We start from the raw sequence: 20,001 nt of genomic DNA on the forward strand, positions 1-20,001 counted from the left end.
ATTAAGACATGTACCAGAAAACCAGGCTATGTTTATTATTAACAGCATTCTTGTTTTTAACAACAGGAACTGTGATTGCCCAGCAAGAAAAAAGCCTGCTGTTGGGGACTGATTTTCAGTTTAAAGGCAAATGGTTTAATGAAGTCAATAAAGACGGCATCAGTGGCAGCATTTTAAGGTTTTTAGAAGGAGAACGGGATAGTACATCTGATGCATTAACCGTGATGAATATCGGAAAAGCAGGTCGTTATGCCATCTGGATAAGGACCCCCGATTTTGATACACGTCCACGTACCCGGTTATTCCAGCTGTCGGTTGGAAATGCGAGGTTAAAAAAAGCAGGAGGACATGGAAAACCAGGATATGCCTGGGAGCGCCTCGGAAGTGCTGATTTACAGGAGAGTGATGTGCTGTTGCGCCTCCATAATTTTAATTTTGGCCGCTGCGATGCTATTCTTTTTACGCAGGATAGCACCATTAATCCAAATGATATAGATAAGAAAATCCTTTTATCCTGGAAAAAGCTTCCTGTTATGCAGGAAACACTTACAGCGGAAAAGAAAAACACGAGCCCCGCACTTCAACTGAGCAAGACGGATAAGGTAATTGCAGGAATTGAAAACGAGGCTGTACGTGTGCAGTTTGTACGAACGGGAGCCGACCATAAGGCTATTGCTTGTAAAACAGAAATAAAAAAAGACGGGGTTTGGCAACAGATAAGTACTGCAAACATTGAAGACCATAGGGTTTTCTTAATCAGTACTAATGCTACCGCCATCCAGTTTAATAAATACTACCCGGCATGGGACAGCCAAAAACCAAAAGCATATTTTGTTTTTAAGGGGCAGAAATATGCAGTTTACCAGCCTGGAGCCGATCTCAATCCTTTTGAGGCGGGGAACCTCAGCGAGGCCATTCCCATAACTGCAGAAGCTGTAGATAAACAGACCATAAAAGTTCAATATGTAACCAGGAATGGTTCTGCAATAACCGGTTTGTGGATATTACATCCGGGTCAGCAACATATTGATCTGCGGCTGATCTGCAAGACTGCCCAGCCAGGGTATTACAGTATGGGGATCGAAGCCTTTCAGCCTGTTTCCGATCAGGAGCTGGAAAGCGTATCGATGGCACCCATGTTTCAGTATAAGCGGCTTTCTGACGGCCCGCAAATGATGATTACTGCTATGATGCAGCAACCCCTGGCTATTGTTTCTACGAAAACAGGACAAAGTATTGTTTCAAGCTACGTAGCAACAAGTCCTGAATTGTTTAAAAAAGACTGGGGTTCTGCAGACTATGCGCCTGCGGGTTTTACACTGAAGAACCACAATAACCAGATACAGCCTGTTATGTTTTCTCCGGTTCTGGGAATGAATGATTCTAAATACCGTGCAGGAGAGCTGATTGAAAGGCGATTTATTATTGGTCTAAAGTCGGGCAACTGGGATTCGGCCATGGATTATGTATCGAAGGAAGTGTTTGAGGTAAAGGATTACCGAAAACAAGAACAAGCTTCGCTTACTGATGCAGTATTCAACATGATTGAGCTGGTGAAAAACGACAATGCTGCGGGATGGTCGACTAAGCTAAAAGGTTTTTTTGATATTGAAGGTGACCCCAAAACAGCACCTACAGTTGTAAATGCCACACCATTGGCCAATATTGCACTTTCTGTATTGCAGAATGATGAAGCGTTTTACATCAGCCGATCTTTGCCAACCATAGAATTTACGCTTTCCAGAAGCGGGTACCGGTGGGCAACCGATATTGTGCCGACAGCGTATAATGCTACACGAAAAACGTTGGAGTTCAACCCGTTTACCTCTCAGTTTACCACCTCTTATTATGTAGGATTGGATCGTTTATTGGGTGGATTGAATCCCTGGCTGAAAAATATAGCATTACCGGGAGATAGCCTTAGGATGGCAAAAGGCTACTCAACAGATTTCCATTCATGGAACCAGGCGCTCTGGGCATACCAGCTCACAGGTCAGGCAAAATGGCTGCAGCAGGCAAAAAACGATGCAGATCTTTTTATTCAGCAAAAAATATATAACAATACCAATAAAGTATTGAGTCATGTACCTTTTTACAATGCCAGTTTTTATGCACCCTGGTGGGACCTGCTGGATCTCTATGAAACAACAAAAGATAAAAAATACCTGAAAGCTGCAGAATATGGTGCACATTTTACCATTGCGGGAATACGCAGTTATCCGAAAGTGGAAGATAGCCTGCAAACAATCCACAAGAATAATCATTATGATGGCGTTACGCACATCTGGTGGAAAGGCAACGAGCCTTATCGTTTAGGCTTTCCACGGAAAAATGGAGATGTACAGGAAAAGAAAGTGCCCGAATGGCTGGTATCGCCGGTAGGCCTGGGCCTGGAGCAGCCCAGTACCTATTTTACCCGCGTAAAAGATCAGACGGTACGTCCGGTATTTATGAGTAGCTGGGCACCCCATTTGTTGCGCTTGTTCCAATACGAGCACAAACCTATCTACGAAACCTATGCCCGCAATGCAGTAATCGGTCGTTATACAAACTATCCGGGGTATTACGGTACGGGTTTTACAGATATACCCATGTCGGTTGATTTCCCTTATAAAGGGCCGGATGTGAGTTCCATTTATTATCATCATATCCCACCACATATCGCTTTTAGTCTCGATTATCTCATCTCAGAAAGTATACAGCGTTCGAATGGAAATGTAGCGTTTCCTTATAGCAAACAGGAAGGATTTGTCTGGTTTAACAACCGGGTATATGGTGGTGGAAAAGGAAAGATCTTTGGCGATCAGGAGGCCACACTATGGATGCATAAGGGCCTGGTAAATATTCAGCATCCAGGAATCAATTATGTTACTGCTATTTCGGATAAGAACTTTTGGATCCTGCTTTCCTCGGAAGCTGAGTCTGAACAAAAAGTAGCCGTACAATGGACTGATGCTACGGCAGCGTTAAAGGATGGGAAAGCCCTGGTTTACGCGCAAAGCGATCAGTCAGTCTCCCAGGGTTTTAAAGCGGCTAAGATTGATGTTGTTGTTCCTGCAAAAGGATTCAGGGCCATTGCTATTCCATTAAAAGCGACCCCAGTAGCAAAGAAATACCAGCCGGTAAAAGATGGGATGAAGGTGATTGATCTGGGGGCTCCCTGGGGACGTGTATTCTTGTTCCGTATCCGTTCTCCCTTTGGTTGGGATACCTGTTATGGATTTGCAGAAACAGCTCCTTTAAATGGATATTCCATAACCGTTAATTGTAACAACCAGCTACAGGAAATAAAGCAATATCCTTACGAATGGAGCTTTAATAAACTGGCAATGGGTGAGGACGCAAAACTGGAACTCATTTTTAAGCGTAATGATGGGAAAACAAAATCAAAAAAGATTGTACTCAATGGTAATGAATAAAAAAGGTGTGAAAACTGCATTGCTTGGTTGTTTATTAATGTCTGCTACTGCATTTTCCCAAACCAGGCCTGATAGCGATAAGATTGCGGCCTCCCAGGCAGGGGCTTCTCCTCTTTATTTTGATGTTTCTGCAGCTAATATCCCTGTAATTGAGGCTGGTAATTTCAATAATGAGCTGGAATGTAATGCCAGGGCAGGCCTTCCGGGCTTTTTTGAAAAAGTAAATGCGGGTAAAAAGGTGGTGGTTGCTTTTATTGGAGGGAGCATCACCCAGGCAAATTTTGGTTATCGCCTTCAAACGGCCCGGTACCTGGAGCAGACTTATCCTCAGGCTAGCTTTCAATGGATCAACGCAGGTGTATCGGGCACAGGAACAGAGCTTGGTGCATTTAGGATCAATGAACAGGTGCTCAGCCACCAGCCCGATCTTATTTTTATAGAGTTTGCCGTTAACGGCGCTTATGCCGCCGGGATGGAAGGGATGATCCGTCAAACAATCAGGAAGAACCCCAATACAGCTATTTGTTTGCTGTATACCATTTTAACCGGGCAAACGGCCTTTTATCAAAGAAATGAACTGCCACCAAATATCAAAGGTCTGGAGCAGATTGCGGCATACTACGAACTGCCTTCTGTAAATTTAGGTGTGGAGTCAGCAACGCTGGAAGCGGCAGGTAAATTGATTTGGAAAGGGAACCAGGCTGATCCGAATAAAATTTTGTTTTCTGAGGATGGAATCCACCCGATAACAGCAGGCGGGAACCTGTATGCGGCAGCCATAGCCCGTGCATTTAAAAAAATTGAGGCAGCAAAGCCTTTAAAAAAGAATGCGCTGCCAAAGCCTTTAATTAGTGCCGCATGGGATGACGCAATGATGGTAGATCCTTCAACTTTACCTGTTCCTGATAAGGGCTGGAGAGTGTTGCCAACAGATACTAATCCAAACCTTAAAAAATTCAGTCCCTGGTTTTCTAATGTACTTTCTGCAAATAAGCCAGGGGCCACATTTAGTTTTCGTTTTAAGGGAGATATGCTAGGCGTATTTGATATTGGCGGACCAGAGGTTGGACAACTGGAGTGGATCATAGATGGAAAACCTGTAAAACTAAGCAGAGAAAAGGAGGGGAGTTTTATTTATTACCAGGCAAAAGATACAACCGCTGCAGATGTGTTGAACAGATTCAACAGCTACTGCAATAACCGTTACCGCGGACAGTTTGATGTAATTAAAGTATCGCAGGGCGAACATTTTGTAAAGGTCATTTTGTCCGCCCGTAAGTCTGATAAACTTATGATACTGCCTGAAGACAAGAGAGCAGATATTGTTCAACATCCTGAAAAATATGATCAGACAGTGATCTATTTAGGCCGGATTTTATTAAGGGGGACATTATTGAAATGAAACAGATTTTTAAAATAAAAGAGTATACTAAATTCATTTGTTTTTCAATTGCATGTTGTTTAGGTATGCCGTCGAATGCGCAAACTGTAAAAGATAGTCAGGGCTTTAAAATTTTATCAAAGGGCAAAACTTACCTGTTTAAACCCAATTTTGTTATTATCTGTAACGACAGAGATCCTGAACTGGCATTGAAACCTTCAGGCTTAAAAAAAGTATCTTACAATATTCCCACCTGGAAAACCAGTGACAGTAGTTTGGCCGATTATCACCAACAAATTGTTAACGCCAGTGTTGCCGGAGATGGATTTGACGATAAAATATTAAGAAGTGCGAAGCAAGATAGGACGGCCAATATCTATCACGCGGGAAAAACACATTTTCTTACCGCAATCAAAACAATCAGTTCTGGAGATTCCATTCGTTTTATCTTTCCGGAACATGCCTTATTTACGCTAAAAGCGTGGCTGATTAAAAGTAGTTTGCCTTATCCTAAAATAGAATTTTTGTTTACACCTAAAAAGAAAGGTTTTTATAGTGTGGGCTACATCGGGGCGCCATCCTTTAAAAGTGATCATGTTGATGAAGTATGGCAGCCCCTGATCTGGACTGAAAAACGGGTTCCCCTGCAACCCTATCTTACTCCGTCGTTTATGGCAACAATCCCTACTACACTGGTTAATGACGGGTATAACTCAATAGGCGTACTGGCTGCCTCCAGGTATTTGCCTTTTCAACCTTTACCGCTTTTAACCAACAGCCAGTTCGGAATCGCACTTCTAAATAACAAATCAGAATTACAGCCCCAGGTTTTCGCTCCTATGCCGGGTGGTTTCAATTCGCAGATGATGGCAGGACATTCTTTTGAGTTTTCAATGAACCTAGTTGTTGAGCCCTTGAGCATCACTAAAACATATGAGCAAATGGCAACAACTGTGTTTGGATTTAAGGATTACCGGACCAATGCCACCGTTTCTATGAATACAACTCTGGATAACCTGATTGATTATTCAAAAACCCGTTTTGCCTGGTTTATCGATAGCCTGAAAGGCTTTGCTTATGCTACGGATGTGCCTGGCGCAGTAAAAAATGTTTCAAGTCTGAACCCGCTTGAACTGGCTATCGTGAGGGATGATCAGGAAATGTTTGATAAAAGGGCATATCCTTTAATGGAGTTTATGTTGTCGCGCGAAAAGTTCCTGTTTGCGATTGACAGCAATCAGAAAATTCAATCTCCATCCAGGAAATTGAGAGGGCCTATTGCTCCATTATCTGAATTACAGGTATTATCAGGTGTTTTTGGCGGTAACAACTCCTTTTATACTACGATGGCAAAAAAAGAGTTTGGAACGGCGCGTGTCAGAAATCTTGATGAAGAGCAGAAAGGTCGCAACTGGGTCAATGCGATGTTTATGTTTAAACTGACATCCGATTCTGCTTATTTAAGTTTAAGCAAGGCCCTGGCCGATAAATATCTGAAAGAAAGAGTAAATACAAGGTTAAAGGAGTTTGGCGATCCCCTGTTTAGTTCTAACTTCTTCTGGCCAACCTTTACCAATAACTGGTCTGCTCTTTTAGCGTTATATGAACTTACTGCCGATCGCCGGTATCTGGAAGCCGCACAGGATGGAGCCAGGCATTATACGTTGTTTACCTGGATGACACCTGCAATACCGAATGATCTGGTTACTGTAAATAAAGGAGGGAAAGCACCGATGTATTGGTACCTCAAATCAAAAGGACATCATCAAATGTATTATCCCGAAGAGAAAGTCCCTGCATGGAGGCTTTCTGAGATGGGGCTTACACCAGAATCGTCAGGAACTTCAACCGGGCACAGGGGTATTTTCATGTCAACCTATGCACCGTGGCTGTTAAGGATAGGCTATCATACAAATGATCCATTTTTAATGAAGGTAGCTAAAGCTTCGATTGTTGGCCGTTCCGAAAGTTTTCCGGGATATCATATCAATACAGAGAGAACTACAGCCTACGAAAAAGCCGATTTTCCACTCCACGAGCATAAGGACCAGAGTGTAAACTCCTTTCATTACAATCATATCCTGCCCATGGCTTCTATGTTTGTTGATTATCTGGTTTCAGATGCTTATGTAAAAAGTGGTGGCAGGATAGACTTTCCGAGCGATTATATAGAAGGATATGCCTATTTGCAGAATAAGTTTTACGGCGCTAAGAAAGGCCGGTTCTTTCAGCTCGAAAATGTGCAACTCTGGATGCCGTCCCGTCTGTTGAACACAGCAAATATTGGTTTAAACTATGTCAGTGCAAAAAAAGGAGATACACTTCTGCTTGCTTTTATGAACCAATCCGGAGCGGATATCAGCACTCGTGTTGCTGTAGATGCTTCAAGGGTAGATTTTTCAGGCAGTACTGGAGTTCAGACCTTATATCCATCAGTGCAGGTTTTGAATTTAAAAGATGGCACTTTCCAGATCAATGTCCCTGCTGGCGGCATTACTGCACTGGCTATCCCGGGCGTAAAAATCAGCAGTGCTTTTCAGGACCAGATCCTGAATGTGAAAAAAGACCAGAGAAGTGATGATGTCAATATCCCGGAAGGAGATACAAAGGCATTACTATTTAAACTTGGTGCTTATGCGCAAAAGCTTTTTGTATTCCTTCAGGAAGATGATACAAAATGGAAGAAGGCCAGGTTGGTCTACAAAATCAATGGAAGCAAGGAAAAGAGCATTGATAAAAACGAATATCCATTTGAATTTACAGTGCCTGTTGATCAAGATAAAGCAGTTCGTTTTTACCTGGAATTAACAGATATCAATGGAAAATTGACGAGATCCAAAGAAAAGGAACTGGGCAAATAATATTTATTTCCCACAATAGCTTTTGGATATCAACAGGTTTTCAGGTTGACTCCCTGATGATCAGTTCTGTTTTCAATACTTTGGTCACGGCCTTCCAGTCGCTCACATCCCTATTGATCTGATCAATCAACAACTGGGCTGCGGTCATCCCGATCTCTGCTATCGGTTGAGCGACAGTTGTTAAGGAGGGGGCCATCAGTGCCGACGCATAATCGTTGCTAAAGCCGATAATGGCAATATCTTCGGGGATTTTTAAACCTCTTTTTTTGATAACCTGAATGGCTTCTATTGCCGTTGGATCGTTTACCGCAAAGATCGCGTCGGGCGGGTTTTCCAGATTTAACAGGTGGTTTACATAAATCTTAACTTTTGAAAGGCCCAGGTCGTAAGAAATGATGAGTTCCTCATCTATTTCTATATTGTTTTTCTTAAGTGCAGATTTATAGCCATTGAGCCTGCGTTCACTTATTCTCAACGAAACCGGACCCGCAAGATGGGCAATTCGTTTTCTGCCATTTTTTATTAAATAATCAACGGCATTGTAAGCACCCTCAAAATCATCCACAATGACTTTGGGAACTTTCATTTCATCGCATACACGGTTGAAGAATACGATTGGAATCCCCTTTCTTTCAAAGATTTTTAAGTGGTCGTAGTTCTTGGTTTCGCGGGTAATAGATACGATTATGCCATCAACCTGGTTGGCCAGCATCACTTTGGTGTTGGCTACTTCAGTTTCGTATGTTTCGTTTGATTGGCTGACAACGGTATTGTAGCCAGCCTGGGTAGCTACTTCCTGCGCGGCTATGATTACCTGTGGAAAATAGGAACTCGAAAACTCGGGAACGATGATGCCTATGGTATTTGTTTTTTTACTGATCAGGCTTATGGCCAGCATGTTCTTTTGATAGTCCAGCTTTTTTGCCAGTTCCAATACCGCTTCCCTGGTTTTGAGGCTTACATTGGCATGGCCTGTTAAAACCCTTGATACAGTTGATTTCGACAGGTTAAGTGCCCTGGCAATATCTATTATGGTAACCTGGTGCTTTTTCATCGTTAAAATATCTGCTGTGGTGCAATCACAAAATTCATTATTTACAATATACAACATATTAATTGATTGGGGAAAGGATTTTGGGAATGTTCCCAAATATTGGGACCGTTCCCAAAGCAATAAGTTTTTTGAAAGCTGCGAGGTTCTTTTACTGTACCTTATATTTGAATTAACCATTTATAAATCTCACCCTAAAAAGGTCAAAAACATCAAACTTGAAAAAAGCGATATTATTTATCAAGCTACTTCTTCTTGTATCTGCAGTGAAAGGGGCAGTTTTGAATACTGAAATTAAAATGATCAGTCCCGATGGTCATATTTCAGCTGAAATATCTCAAAGTGACGGACGTTTATTTTATACCGTAAAGGCTGGTCAGCAGTTACTGGTCAATAATGGCACAATGGGGCTGGTTATTGATGGCATGGCATACGGGAGCCGTGTTAACAGCCTTTCTATTTTAGCAAAGCGTACAGCCAGTACGGGAAATAAAGTGTATCATATATACACATTGTTGTTAGAAGAAGCAGGAAGAAAATATAACATCGAATTTCGGTTTTCCAATGAGGGGGCTGCCTTTCGGTACATTTTTGATAGCAAAGCAGCACAACATGTAAGCAAAGAGCTTACTTCCTTTGTGCTTCCAAAATCGAGGGTATGGTTTTTTGAGCGGAATAGTGCGTGGAAGCTGAAAAGTTACGCAGGTTTATGGCAAAATACCACGGCAGATAGCCTGGATATAATATCAGGTCAGGGGCCCGTACAGGGGAAACCTTTATTATTCGAACTTCCGGGCAAAAAATACGCAATGCTTACCGAAGCGGCGCTGTATAATTATAGCGGAATGCGTTTCAAAGCTTTAAACAATAGGGTATTGCAGGTTGATTATACAGAAAAGAACGGGTTTAAAGTTACGGGCAACCTGATTACGCCATGGAGGGTTTTATTGTATGCCAAAGACCTGAATACGCTGGTGAATAGTACGATGATCAATGACCTGAACCCTGAACCGGATAAGGAATTGTACGCTGACCAAAGCTATATAAAACCCGGAAGATCAGTCTGGAGCTGGATTACCAGGGATAAAAACTATATGCAGCCTGAGGAAGAAATGAAATTCATAACAGCTGCCAGCGAACTGAATTTTGAATATACTTTATTGGATGAGGGATGGGAAACGATCTGGCCCGACAAATGGAAGCAGTTAACTGAAATCTGCAGTTTCGCAGCAGGTAAAAAGGTGGGCGTATGGGTATGGAAGAACTCAAAAGCACTTAGAGAGCCCTCAAAAAGAGACAGTTTTCTGGATAGTGTGTGCAATGCAGGCGCTGTTGGTATAAAAACAGACTTTATGGACAGTGAGGCAAAAGAACTGATCGATTTTGAGATCGGATTTTTAAAAGCCTGTGCAGCAAGAAAACTGATGGTCAACTTCCATGGCTGCCATGCGCCTACCGGAGAAAGAAAAACCTATCCAAATGAAATGACCAGGGAGGGGATCCGTGGGATGGAACTGAATATCATGAAAGAACCCATACCAGCTTGGCACAATGCTGCGCTACCTTTTACCAGGCTGGTACTCGGCCATGGCGATTATACCCCCGGCTTGTTCTCTAACAAGGCCAATACCACCAATATACACCAGCTGGCATTGTTTTTTCTGTTTAATTCCCCCTTCCAGTGTATGGCCGAAAATCCGATAAAATTATTGACAGATAGCCAGTTTAAGCCTGTTATTCCCTTGCTGAAAAAACTGCCTGTTACCTGGGATGAAACGATTGTGCTGAAATGCAGCGTTATCGGAGAAATTGCGGCCTTCGCAAGAAGGAAAGGAGATACATGGTATATCGCTGCAATTAATGGTTCAACGGAAAATAAAGAAATTTCTTTCAATGCAGATTTTTTAAAGACGAAGAAAAAATATAAGGTTATAGCGATCAACGATGCACCCGATGGCGGTTTTTTGAGAACAAGGTCAACAATCGGTGCAACTGAGGTTAAACAAACAGTTATTGGCCCCAATGCCGGACTGGTGATGGAGATCAGTCCCTCAGGTAATTAATTCCCATTATGAATTTAATGCAGAAGGATTTCCCTTGTCGCCATTCAGAACAGACAATTGGAAAAGTATAACAGAAGGAAAGAAATAAGACAGAATATTTTTATGATCACAAATCAAGGAGGCGAAAAGAGGCAGCTGCGATCTAACGAACTCGCGGCAGATCTTGCCATTATAGGTGGCGGGGTATCTGGAACCTGTGCCGCAATTACGGCTGCAAGGCAAGGGTTAAAGGTTGTCCTGATACAGGACAGGCCCGTGCTTGGCGGAAATGCGAGTAGTGAGGTAAGGTTATGGATGCTGGGTGCTACATCACATATGGGAAATAATAACCGTTGGGCCAGGGAAGGTGGTGTTGTGGATGAGCTGATGGTTGAAAATATGTACCGTAACCCCGAAGGAAATCCGTTGATTTTTGATACGGTTTTGCTCGATAAAGTTGTTTTAGAGCCAAATATTACCTTATTGCTCAATACCGGAGTATATGATGTAGAGAAATCAGCCGCAGATCAACTGAGCGCCATAAAAGCCTTTTGCAGTCAGAATTCTACCGAATATATCATACACGCACCACTTTTTTGCGATGCATCAGGAGATGGCATTGTGGCCTTTCTGGCAGGTGCAGCGTTCAGGATGGGTGCCGAGGCCAAAGAAGAATTTGGAGAACAGTTTGCACCTACAAAAGAATATGGGGAACTGCTTGGCCATAGCCTGTATTTTTACAGCAAGGATACCGGCAAACCCGTAAAGTTTGTAGCCCCTTCTTATGCGCTGGATGATATTACAAAAATCCCCAGGTTTAAAAATTTTAATGCCAGGGAGTACGGATGCAAACTTTGGTGGCTGGAGTATGGAGGAAGACTGGATACCGTGCATGATACCGAAAAAATAAAATGGGAACTCTGGAAAGTAGCCTACGGTGCATGGAACTATGTAAAAAACTCAGGGAATTTTCCCGAAGCCGAAAACCTGACGCTAGAATGGGTAGGTACCATACCGGGCAAAAGAGAGAGCCGCCGTTTCGAAGGCGAATACATCATCAAACAACAGGATATCGTTAATCAGCAACTGCATAATGACGCTGTCGCATTTGGTGGCTGGAGCATAGATTTGCACCCTGCAGACGGGGTGTTCAGCGAGAAACCCGGTTGCAATCAATGGCATAGCAAGGGCATTTATCAGATTCCCTACCGCGCTTTGTACAGCCGCAACATCAGAAATCTTTTTCTGGCTGGTAGGATTATCAGTGCAACACATGTTGCCTTTGGCTCTACTAGGGTTATGGCTACTGCTGCCCATGCGGCACAGGCAGTAGCCATGGCAGCGAAAATCTGTAAAGACAAAAATCTGTTGCCAGCGGATATCTATCATAAAGGATTTATACCCGAACTACAGACTGAGCTGCTGCGCAGTGGGCATCATATTCCGGATCTTGTACTCAACGATGCGCTCGATCTTGTACGAAGTGCGCAGGTTACAGCATCCTCCGAGCTATTGCTGACAGGTCTTCCTGAAAGTGAACTGTTTAAGCCACTTGAGTTTTCTGTTGCACAGATGATCCCCCTAAAAGCAGGTGCAATCGGGGCCTTTGTTGTACATGCGGAAGGAGATGTGGCAACGGAGCTGGAAGTGGAACTTAGGATCAGCAGTAAAAAGAGCAACCATACGCCAGATTTGACCATAAGTAAAGTTTCACTGCCAATAAATGTTGGGCGCAATTGCTTGCAGATCAGCTTTGATGCGGCAATGCCCGAAGAAACTTATGCATTTCTTACCTTTATGAAGAATCCTGATGTTAAACTGCAGTTCTCAGCGAAGCGGGTTACGGGATTATTGTCTGTGTTCAACGCCATTAATAAGGAGGTCTCCAATTATGGAAAACAAAGCCCGCCAGAGGATATCGGGGTAGATGAGTTTGAATTCTGGTGCCCAAAGCGCAGGCCCGAAGGGCACAATATTGCATTTAACTACGCATCTGGCATCAATGCTTTTGGTGCTGCAAATGTTACCAATGGTATAGACAGGCCAGTTTCTGCGCCAAATGCATGGGTGGCCGATTGGGAAGATAAGAATCCTGCACTGACCATCAGCTGGAAAGAAATCAAGACCGTTAAACGGATCGAGTTATTATTTGATACCGATTTTGATCATCCGATGGAGTCTGTCCTGATGGGGCATCCTGAAAATGTGATGCCGTTTTGCGTAAGGAACTATGTAATTAAAGATGATAAAGAGAACGTTGTTTTTACTAAAAGCGGTAATTATCAAACCAGGAACATCATTGAGCTAACTGAGCCTTTAAATACCAGCAGCCTAACAATATATTTGGAACATCCTTCAGATGAGGTACCTGCGGCTTTGTTCTCCGTGCGTTGTTATCAATAATACTAAATAGCAGATAAATTAAATGGGAAAATTAGATTTTGTGGTAATGGCCGTTTTTGCCTTACTTATATTCGGTATCGGACTTACATTTACCCGTGTGGGAAGTAAAAGCGGACAAGCTTTTTTCGAAGCCGGGGGAGAAACACCCTGGTGGATCAATGGCTTATCCTTGTTTATCAGCTATTTTTCGGCCGGAACCTTTGTGGTTTGGGGATCTATCGCTTATAAACATGGGCTGGTTGCCAATGCAATACAGTTAACAATGGCCATCAGTGGCTTAATTGTCACCTTTTTTATTGCCGGAAGATGGAAAAAAACAGGAGTTGCAACAGCAGCCGAATACATCGGCAAACGTTTCGGTGCGGCCGAAAAACAGTTTTATACCTATATGACCTTACTGCTGAGCCTGTTCACTACTGCTGCAGTATTGTATCCGGTTGGTAAAATGGTACATGTAGCAACGCCATACTCACTAGAAACCTGCATTATTGTAATCGGGTTGATCATTGTGGTATATACAGCTGCTGGTGGATTATGGGCGGTTTTAGTGACTGACGTAGTTCAGTTTGTAATACTTACAGCAGCGGTACTGATTGTGATCCCTATTGCTTTTTCCCAGATCGGCGGACCGGCAAACCTTGTGGCAAAAGCCCCTCCCCATTTCTTTGAGCCTTTTAACCAGGACTATACCTTTGGATTTATGCTTGCTTTTATTGTATATCAGACCTTTTATATCGGCGGAAACTGGTCGTACGTGCAACGTTATACCAGTGTGTCTAACCAGAAAAACTCAAAAAAGGTAGCGGGTATATTTACTATATTGTATTTTGTAAGCCCTTTTATCTGGATGATCCCACCGATGATCTACCGGATAATCAATCCAAATCTTCAGGGATTGGAAAGTGAGGATGCATACATGATGTTGATCCAAAAAGTAATGCCGGCAGGTTTGATAGGGCTTGTGCTGGCCGGAATGGTTTCTGCCACATCCAGTAAAGCCAATACAACGATTAATATGGCCTCAACCGTTTTTGCGCAGGATATTTATAAAAACCTGCTCAGGCCTAAAGCTTCAGAAAAAGAGGTGATCTGGATGGCCCGATTCTTTACCCTGGTTTTTGGCGTATTAACAATCGTGGTTGCCATTTGGATTCCAAGTGCCGGGGGAATTGTTGAAGTGGTTTTAAGTACTGCCTCTATCGCAGGGGGAGCATTGTTTGCGCCGATCATCTGGACGCTTTTTTCTAAACGTCAAACCGGATTTTCAGTTGTTACCGCTACTGTGGCATCATTGCTGATCAACCTGTTCTTTAAAGTAATTACACCCGGTATCTGGGGTTTAAAGCTCGGTCGTACCATGGAAACCTGCATGGGGATGGGCATTCCAATAGCGGTTCTTTTGTTTTTCGAAATATATTATACTGCTAAGGGGCATATTTCCATTAAGGTAGAAGAAATGGAGCAGGAAAAAGAGCTTACCGCGGTTAGTGTTGTAGATCCGGCCCTCCATATTGAGGCTGCAAAACAAAATAAATTCGGGATCGGTGTAATTGCACTTTCAATGGGCATTGTGGGGATTGGTATTGGAATACTTGGGTATATCGCAAAGGATTTTTCAATTACCGTAATGACAGTTGGGGGCCTAATCCTGATATCGGCAGGGTTAATATGGCGGGTGGCCAGTAAAAAGTTGATTGTTTAAGGCAAACAGTACAAAAGTTGATAGAATGGGTTGCTTTTTTACGGTCAGGAGTAGAACCATATAAATACATTAAAGCCTATCCAAAGGCGAGGTAAAAACAAAAATATATTAATATGATACAATTCTTTTTAAAGTACAGAAGCAGCAGATTATTCATTTTTTTGCTTGTTTTTAGTCTGAATGCTTTCAGCCAAACCAATAACAATACATTACACTTATTTGTAATTGGAAATAGTTTTTCGCAAAATGCGACCAGTTTTCTGCCTCAAATGGCCAAAGAAACGGGTAAAAATTTAATTATTGGCAGGGCAGAACTTGGCGGTCATTCTTTGGAGCAACATTGGGGTTATGTAGAAAAATTTGAAAAGGATTCAACCGATGTTAAAGGAAAGCCTTACGGTGGCAAATCATTGAAAATGTTATTGTCGCAGGGTACCTGGGATGTAGTGACTATTCAGCAATATTCATACCTTTCCGGCGATTCATCAAGCTACAATCCATATGCGAAAAAACTTGTAGACTATATTAAAAAACTTCAGCCAAATGCAGAAATCGTGATTCACCAAACCTGGGCTTACCGTGCTGATGCAAAGAAATTTGGGAGAGTTGGGCCAGCGCAATTGGCTAAAAACCAGCTGGAAATGTGGCAGAAATCCCGTGAAGCATACCACAAACTAGCAAAACAGTTTAATGCCAGGCTTTTACCTGTTGGCGATGCGTTTGAAGAAGTGGCAACCAATAAAAAATATGGCTATAAAAAGGATACAACTTTCAATTTTGAACATCCTGTTGCATCCAATTTACCTGATCAAACTCATTCTATCAATGTGGGCTATTTTTGGAACAAACAAGAATTAGCCTTTGATCCAAACCATGCTAATGATGCCGGGAAATATTTAGGCGGTTTGATTTGGTACGGGATACTTTTTAAGGATTCACCAAAAAAAATAAGATTTAAACCCGCATCTGTTTCAGATGATTTTAAAAGTTATCTGCTTGAGGTTGCGAATAAGGTTATAAAGGTTTCCAAAAACTGATTTTTGTGATATCAATCTCCTTTAATAAAGTTATTTGACAATTACGTTTCTCTTCTCTTTCTCAATTTCATCAGTCTCGCATGCTTGTTGTATCCTGTCAATTTAGTGCCTAGTCTGCGATTCGCTTTAAATCAGTTATAAATTTATTGCTTATCCGAAATTTTGACGACCCTTTATGGGGCAAAGACATTTTTGAATGATTTTGCCTCATTTTTTTTGTTCCTAATTTATCATTTTACCTTTAGAATGTAGCCTAAGCCATATACGTTTTCTATGCTTACATGGTCTGAGGCCTTAAAGAGCCGCCTTAACCTGGAAATAAAAACTTCAAGGCTCTTTCCATTAAAATAATCGTCATTTCCCCACAGCGCCAATAAAATATCTTTCTTTTTAACTACCTGATTAATATTTCCGGCCAAACGGTCTAATACTTCCGATTCTCTAACGGTTAAGGAAACTTCTTTACTGTCGGGCATCTGTAGAAACAGCTGATCTTTTTGGTACCTGATATCGCCTATATTGATAAATCCTGAACTGGATGAAGATTGTACAGTTGGAACGCCTGAAAACTTATTGATGATATTGCCTATCCTAAGTACCAGCTCTTCAATTTCGAATGGCTTCGAAATATAATCTATTGCACCAATCTTGAGACCGCGAAGACGATCCTGTTTCTCGTTGTGTGCGGTAAGAAAGAAAAATGGTTGGCTGGCGTTGATTTTTACCATCTCTGAGGCCAGGTCAAAGCCGTTCATATCTGGCAACTGTACATCAATAATAACCAATTTGTTATCAAGGCGGTTTGCGCTATAATATACCAATGCTTCTGTAGCAGTCTTGAACCATAGCACACTAAATCCCCGCAATTTCAGGTATTCCGAAATCACATTACCCAGGTCTATTTCATCTTCAATTATTACGATATCATAAAGCATAAAATTCTTTGGATTAATGATTTGTACTTATTATAGCTTGCTCCTTAGGGATATGCACCAGAAATTCGGTACCGTTTCCCGGTTCTGTTCTCACGCTGATTTCCCAGCCATGAATATCAATACATTGTTTAACGTAATATAAGCCAAGCCCCAGGCCCGAAACCGCATTGTCCTTGCCCGCACGGAAGAACTTATCGAATATTTTTTCTTTCATTGCGTCTTCAATTCCTTTCCCATTATCTTTAATGTGAAGGGTATAACCATCTTTATTGGTGGTGATAAAGAGTACAGTCATTTTTATATCGCTATGATTGTGCTTAAAGGAATTGTCGAGGATATTTTGTAACATGGTGGTAAATACAAAAGGATCCATCATAATCAGTATTTCCGAACCATGAGGATCAAAAGTAAGGCTATCTGGAGCCTGGACTTTTATTTTATAGTCGTTAACCAAAGTAAGAACCGCATAGTTAAGGTCTGTTTCTTCCAGATGGACGTTGTTGTTGATTTCCGAAATTTCGAGCATCTGGTTAATATGAGAGTGAAGTCGTCGGGCTTGTCTTTCTACAATATTTACGAGTGCATTTACGCGTATCCTGTCATTAAGCACCTCATCTTCGTGCAGGCTTTTGCTTGCTACCAAAATGGTGGTAATGGGGGTGTTAAATTCATGTTTAATGCTGTTTAGGAAATCGGATTTAACATCCGTTTCTTTTTTCTGCCGCATCCAGCTGATATAGGTGTAATAATTAATGCCTACGATAATAATGATGCAAAGTGCAACCAATAAAAATGTTGGCAGCATTTGATAGGCAACTTTTAATGTGCGGCCCGGAGGATCGACAAAAAGATTAAAGGTAACTCTGTAATCGTATACCAGTTTGCCACTAACAGAGAGGTTGGTTACCCTGTTCTGAACGTTCGGATCAGTCAGTGTGCCATCAATTATAACGCCAAATGGTGTTTTTTGGTCTGCTTTGAACAAGGTATCGGTACTGGTGTCAAATATGGGGATGTTGCCGATATTGGTATCAAAGTTAATTTCTATTGACTGGAAAGTGAGCAAATACTGCAGATTGGAATCTAACCCATTCCTTTTAACGATCGAGCGGAAAACACTATCCATAGTGCTTTCCTTCTGCAGGTCTTTTAACAATGTGTTGCTAACGCTCTGCGCGCGTTTAACAAATTCTTTTTTGTTGCTTAAGTATGCTTGTTTGAGCGCGGGCATATTTCTGGAGAGGATCGAATCGATAATCTTTCCGCCGCCCTTATATACTTTGTCTTCTGATATACTGCGCCCATATTCGTCGTTAATCAGTGTTTTTTCTTTTAAGCTATAGTCCCTGTCTCTCAGAACGTAAGAATTATAGGTTAACCTGAGCTGTACCAGAAGCAAAATCAGAAAACTGACCAACACCACCGATTTATATATACGATCTTTCATTTTATCCTTTAAAAATAGCCGTATTATTTCATAAATACCATAACGTTAAGCTTTTGTTAGGTTTCTGTTACGTTTTCGTTCGACAAATTCTTTCAATGTCGGGTGTAGCTTTGAATACTGGAAAACAGATCTCAATAAAAACCAGATCAGTGTTGATCTACCGGGATGAATAAGTATCTGTAATCCAGTAACTCTTTCAAACAAATAACACCAATCACATAACAAAAAAAGAGAAATGACCTTTAAAAGGATTTTATCATTATTGCTTATCGTTTCGGGAACGATAGCTGTTTACCCGGTAATGGCCCAACAAAAATCGGCTAATAAACCACTACCCGAACTTCAACAGGATTTTGTTGACCTTGGGCTGGGCATGTTTATCCATTATGGGATGCCAACTTTTATGGATCAGGACTGGTCTGACCCTGATGCCGACCTTTCATTGTTCCAATCGCCAAAACTCGATGCAGACCAGTGGGCAAAAGCCGCAAAATCTGCTAACATGACCTATGGTTGCCTTACCACAAAACACCATAGTGGTTTCCCGATCTGGAATACCAAAACAACAGCGTATAACGTAATGAATACACCGCTAAAGCGCGATGTAGTTAAGGAATATGCAGATGCTTTCCGCAAAAACGGATTAAAGGTAATGTTATATTATTCCATATTGGATACCCACCATGACATCCGCCCAAACCAGATTACAGCAGCCGATGTTAAGATGATCAAAGATCAGATTACCGAACTGCTGACAAATTATGGCGAAATCACAGCGCTGATTATTGATGGGTGGGACGCCCCATGGTCGAGGATTTCTTATGATCAGGTACCTTTTGAAGATATCTACTACCTGATTAAATCATTACAGCCAAACTGTTTGGTAATGGATTTAAATGCAGCAAAATATCCTACACAGGCGCTATTTTATACCGATATCAAATCTTACGAACAGGGTGCAGGGCAGTTTATTTCTAAAGAAAACAACAAGCTCCCGGCACTTGCCTGTCTTCCCCTGCAGGCCAACTGGTTCTGGAAAACCTCTTTCCCAACCACTCCGGTAAAAAATGTACCTGAGTTGGTGAACAAATTTATCATTCCTTACAACGGAGCATATTGCAATTTTATTCTCAATGTAGCGCCAGGTAAAAACGGTTTAATAGATGATAACGCTTTGGCAGCACTTAAGGAAATGGGGCAGATTTATAAAAAATCTACAGATCTTCCACGTATTCCTGCGCACGCTGCACCGATTATTTCGAGCAACATAGCCAAGCACGTAAAAAGTAACAGCAGCTGGAGTGATGATATGAATATCATGGATTTTGCCAATGATGATGATTTTGGTTCGAGCTGGTCATCCAATCACACTGTAAAATCGCCATGGTATGAACTGAATTTCGAAAAAGCCGTTCCCTGTAACATGGTGGTACTTACTGCGGGTAATAACCGAAAAGCTACCTACAGTTTACAGTACTATGCAAATGGTAAATGGAATGCATTAGCTGCAAAAAATGAGGGAGAGAAAAAGGTGAGTATTTTTAGATTTGAGCGTATCTGGTGCGAAAAAATAAAGGTAATCATTACAGGCTTCGATAGCCCGCCCGCTATTGCTGAGCTAGGATTGTTTAACGAAAGAAAATAAGATGGTTAGCCGGATCATTTTTGGCCCGGCTAATTTATTAACCGCTCTTGTTTGATAGATACGGATGGAAATTGACTA

11 protein-coding genes are annotated in these 20,001 nt (G+C 41.8%); 8 read left to right on the forward strand and 3 right to left on the reverse strand.

The features are described from left to right. The first annotated feature begins 8 nt into the window (after window positions 1-8). The 3 genes from AC1RJ8_RS16895 to AC1RJ8_RS16905 are packed head-to-tail and all read left to right on the forward strand — an operon-like array spanning window position 9 to window position 7,661. Complete coding sequence (locus AC1RJ8_RS16895) at window positions 9-3,419, forward strand: hypothetical protein (protein WP_492955014.1); 3,411 nt, start codon at window positions 9-11, stop codon at window positions 3,417-3,419. After that, the gene (locus tag AC1RJ8_RS16900; RefSeq protein WP_492955015.1) at window positions 3,412-4,821 is read left to right on the forward strand and encodes an SGNH/GDSL hydrolase family protein; all 1,410 of its coding nucleotides are present in this window, start codon (window positions 3,412-3,414) and stop codon (window positions 4,819-4,821) included. The genes AC1RJ8_RS16895 and AC1RJ8_RS16900 overlap by 8 nt, the downstream gene beginning before the upstream one ends. Further along, the gene (locus AC1RJ8_RS16905; RefSeq protein ID WP_492955016.1) at window positions 4,818-7,661 is read left to right on the forward strand and encodes a hypothetical protein; all 2,844 of its coding nucleotides are present in this window, start codon (window positions 4,818-4,820) and stop codon (window positions 7,659-7,661) included. The genes AC1RJ8_RS16900 and AC1RJ8_RS16905 overlap by 4 nt, the downstream gene beginning before the upstream one ends. Before the next feature lie 40 nt (window positions 7,662-7,701). On the opposite strand, the gene AC1RJ8_RS16910 is transcribed toward AC1RJ8_RS16905, so the two are convergent. Next, window positions 7,702-8,715 carry a LacI family DNA-binding transcriptional regulator gene (locus AC1RJ8_RS16910; RefSeq protein WP_492955017.1) on the reverse strand — a complete coding sequence of 338 codons (1,014 nt, stop codon included), beginning with the start codon at window positions 8,713-8,715 and terminating at the stop codon, window positions 7,702-7,704. A gap of 215 nt (window positions 8,716-8,930) precedes the next feature. On the opposite strand from AC1RJ8_RS16910, the gene AC1RJ8_RS16915 reads away from it, so the two are divergent. From AC1RJ8_RS16915 to AC1RJ8_RS16930, 4 genes are all read left to right on the forward strand, one after another. Continuing rightward, window positions 8,931-10,775 carry a glycoside hydrolase family 97 protein gene (locus AC1RJ8_RS16915; protein WP_492955018.1) on the forward strand — a complete coding sequence of 615 codons (1,845 nt, stop codon included), beginning with the start codon at window positions 8,931-8,933 and terminating at the stop codon, window positions 10,773-10,775. Between the two features lie 102 nt (window positions 10,776-10,877). Continuing rightward, window positions 10,878-13,157: an FAD-dependent oxidoreductase gene (locus tag AC1RJ8_RS16920; protein WP_492955019.1), complete on the forward strand. Its 2,280-nt coding sequence runs from the start codon at window positions 10,878-10,880 to the stop codon at window positions 13,155-13,157. 22 nt (window positions 13,158-13,179) lie between these two features. Then, window positions 13,180-14,859, forward strand: coding sequence for a sodium:solute symporter family protein (locus tag AC1RJ8_RS16925; RefSeq protein ID WP_492955020.1), 1,680 nt, complete (start codon window positions 13,180-13,182; stop codon window positions 14,857-14,859). 113 nt (window positions 14,860-14,972) lie between these two features. Beyond that, entirely contained in the window at window positions 14,973-15,896 is a 924-nt protein-coding gene (locus AC1RJ8_RS16930; RefSeq protein WP_492955021.1) for a DUF4886 domain-containing protein, read from the forward strand. Between the two features lie 230 nt (window positions 15,897-16,126). Here the strand turns inward: AC1RJ8_RS16930 and AC1RJ8_RS16935 are convergent, their stop codons facing one another. Both AC1RJ8_RS16935 and AC1RJ8_RS16940 read right to left on the reverse strand, forming a co-directional pair. Then, the gene (locus AC1RJ8_RS16935) at window positions 16,127-16,831 is read right to left on the reverse strand and encodes a response regulator transcription factor (protein WP_492955022.1); all 705 of its coding nucleotides are present in this window, start codon (window positions 16,829-16,831) and stop codon (window positions 16,127-16,129) included. A 13-nt stretch (window positions 16,832-16,844) separates the two neighbouring features. Beyond that, a complete protein-coding gene (locus AC1RJ8_RS16940; RefSeq protein WP_492955023.1) occupies window positions 16,845-18,278 on the reverse strand; it encodes a sensor histidine kinase in 1,434 nt (477 codons plus the stop codon). 235 nt (window positions 18,279-18,513) lie between these two features. Between AC1RJ8_RS16940 and AC1RJ8_RS16945 the strand changes: the two genes are divergently transcribed. Beyond that, window positions 18,514-19,923 carry an alpha-L-fucosidase gene (locus tag AC1RJ8_RS16945; RefSeq protein WP_492955024.1) on the forward strand — a complete coding sequence of 470 codons (1,410 nt, stop codon included), beginning with the start codon at window positions 18,514-18,516 and terminating at the stop codon, window positions 19,921-19,923. Window positions 19,924-20,001 lie beyond the last annotated feature (78 nt).

Source organism: Pedobacter sp. GW822-FHT03F06, from assembly GCF_058801365.1.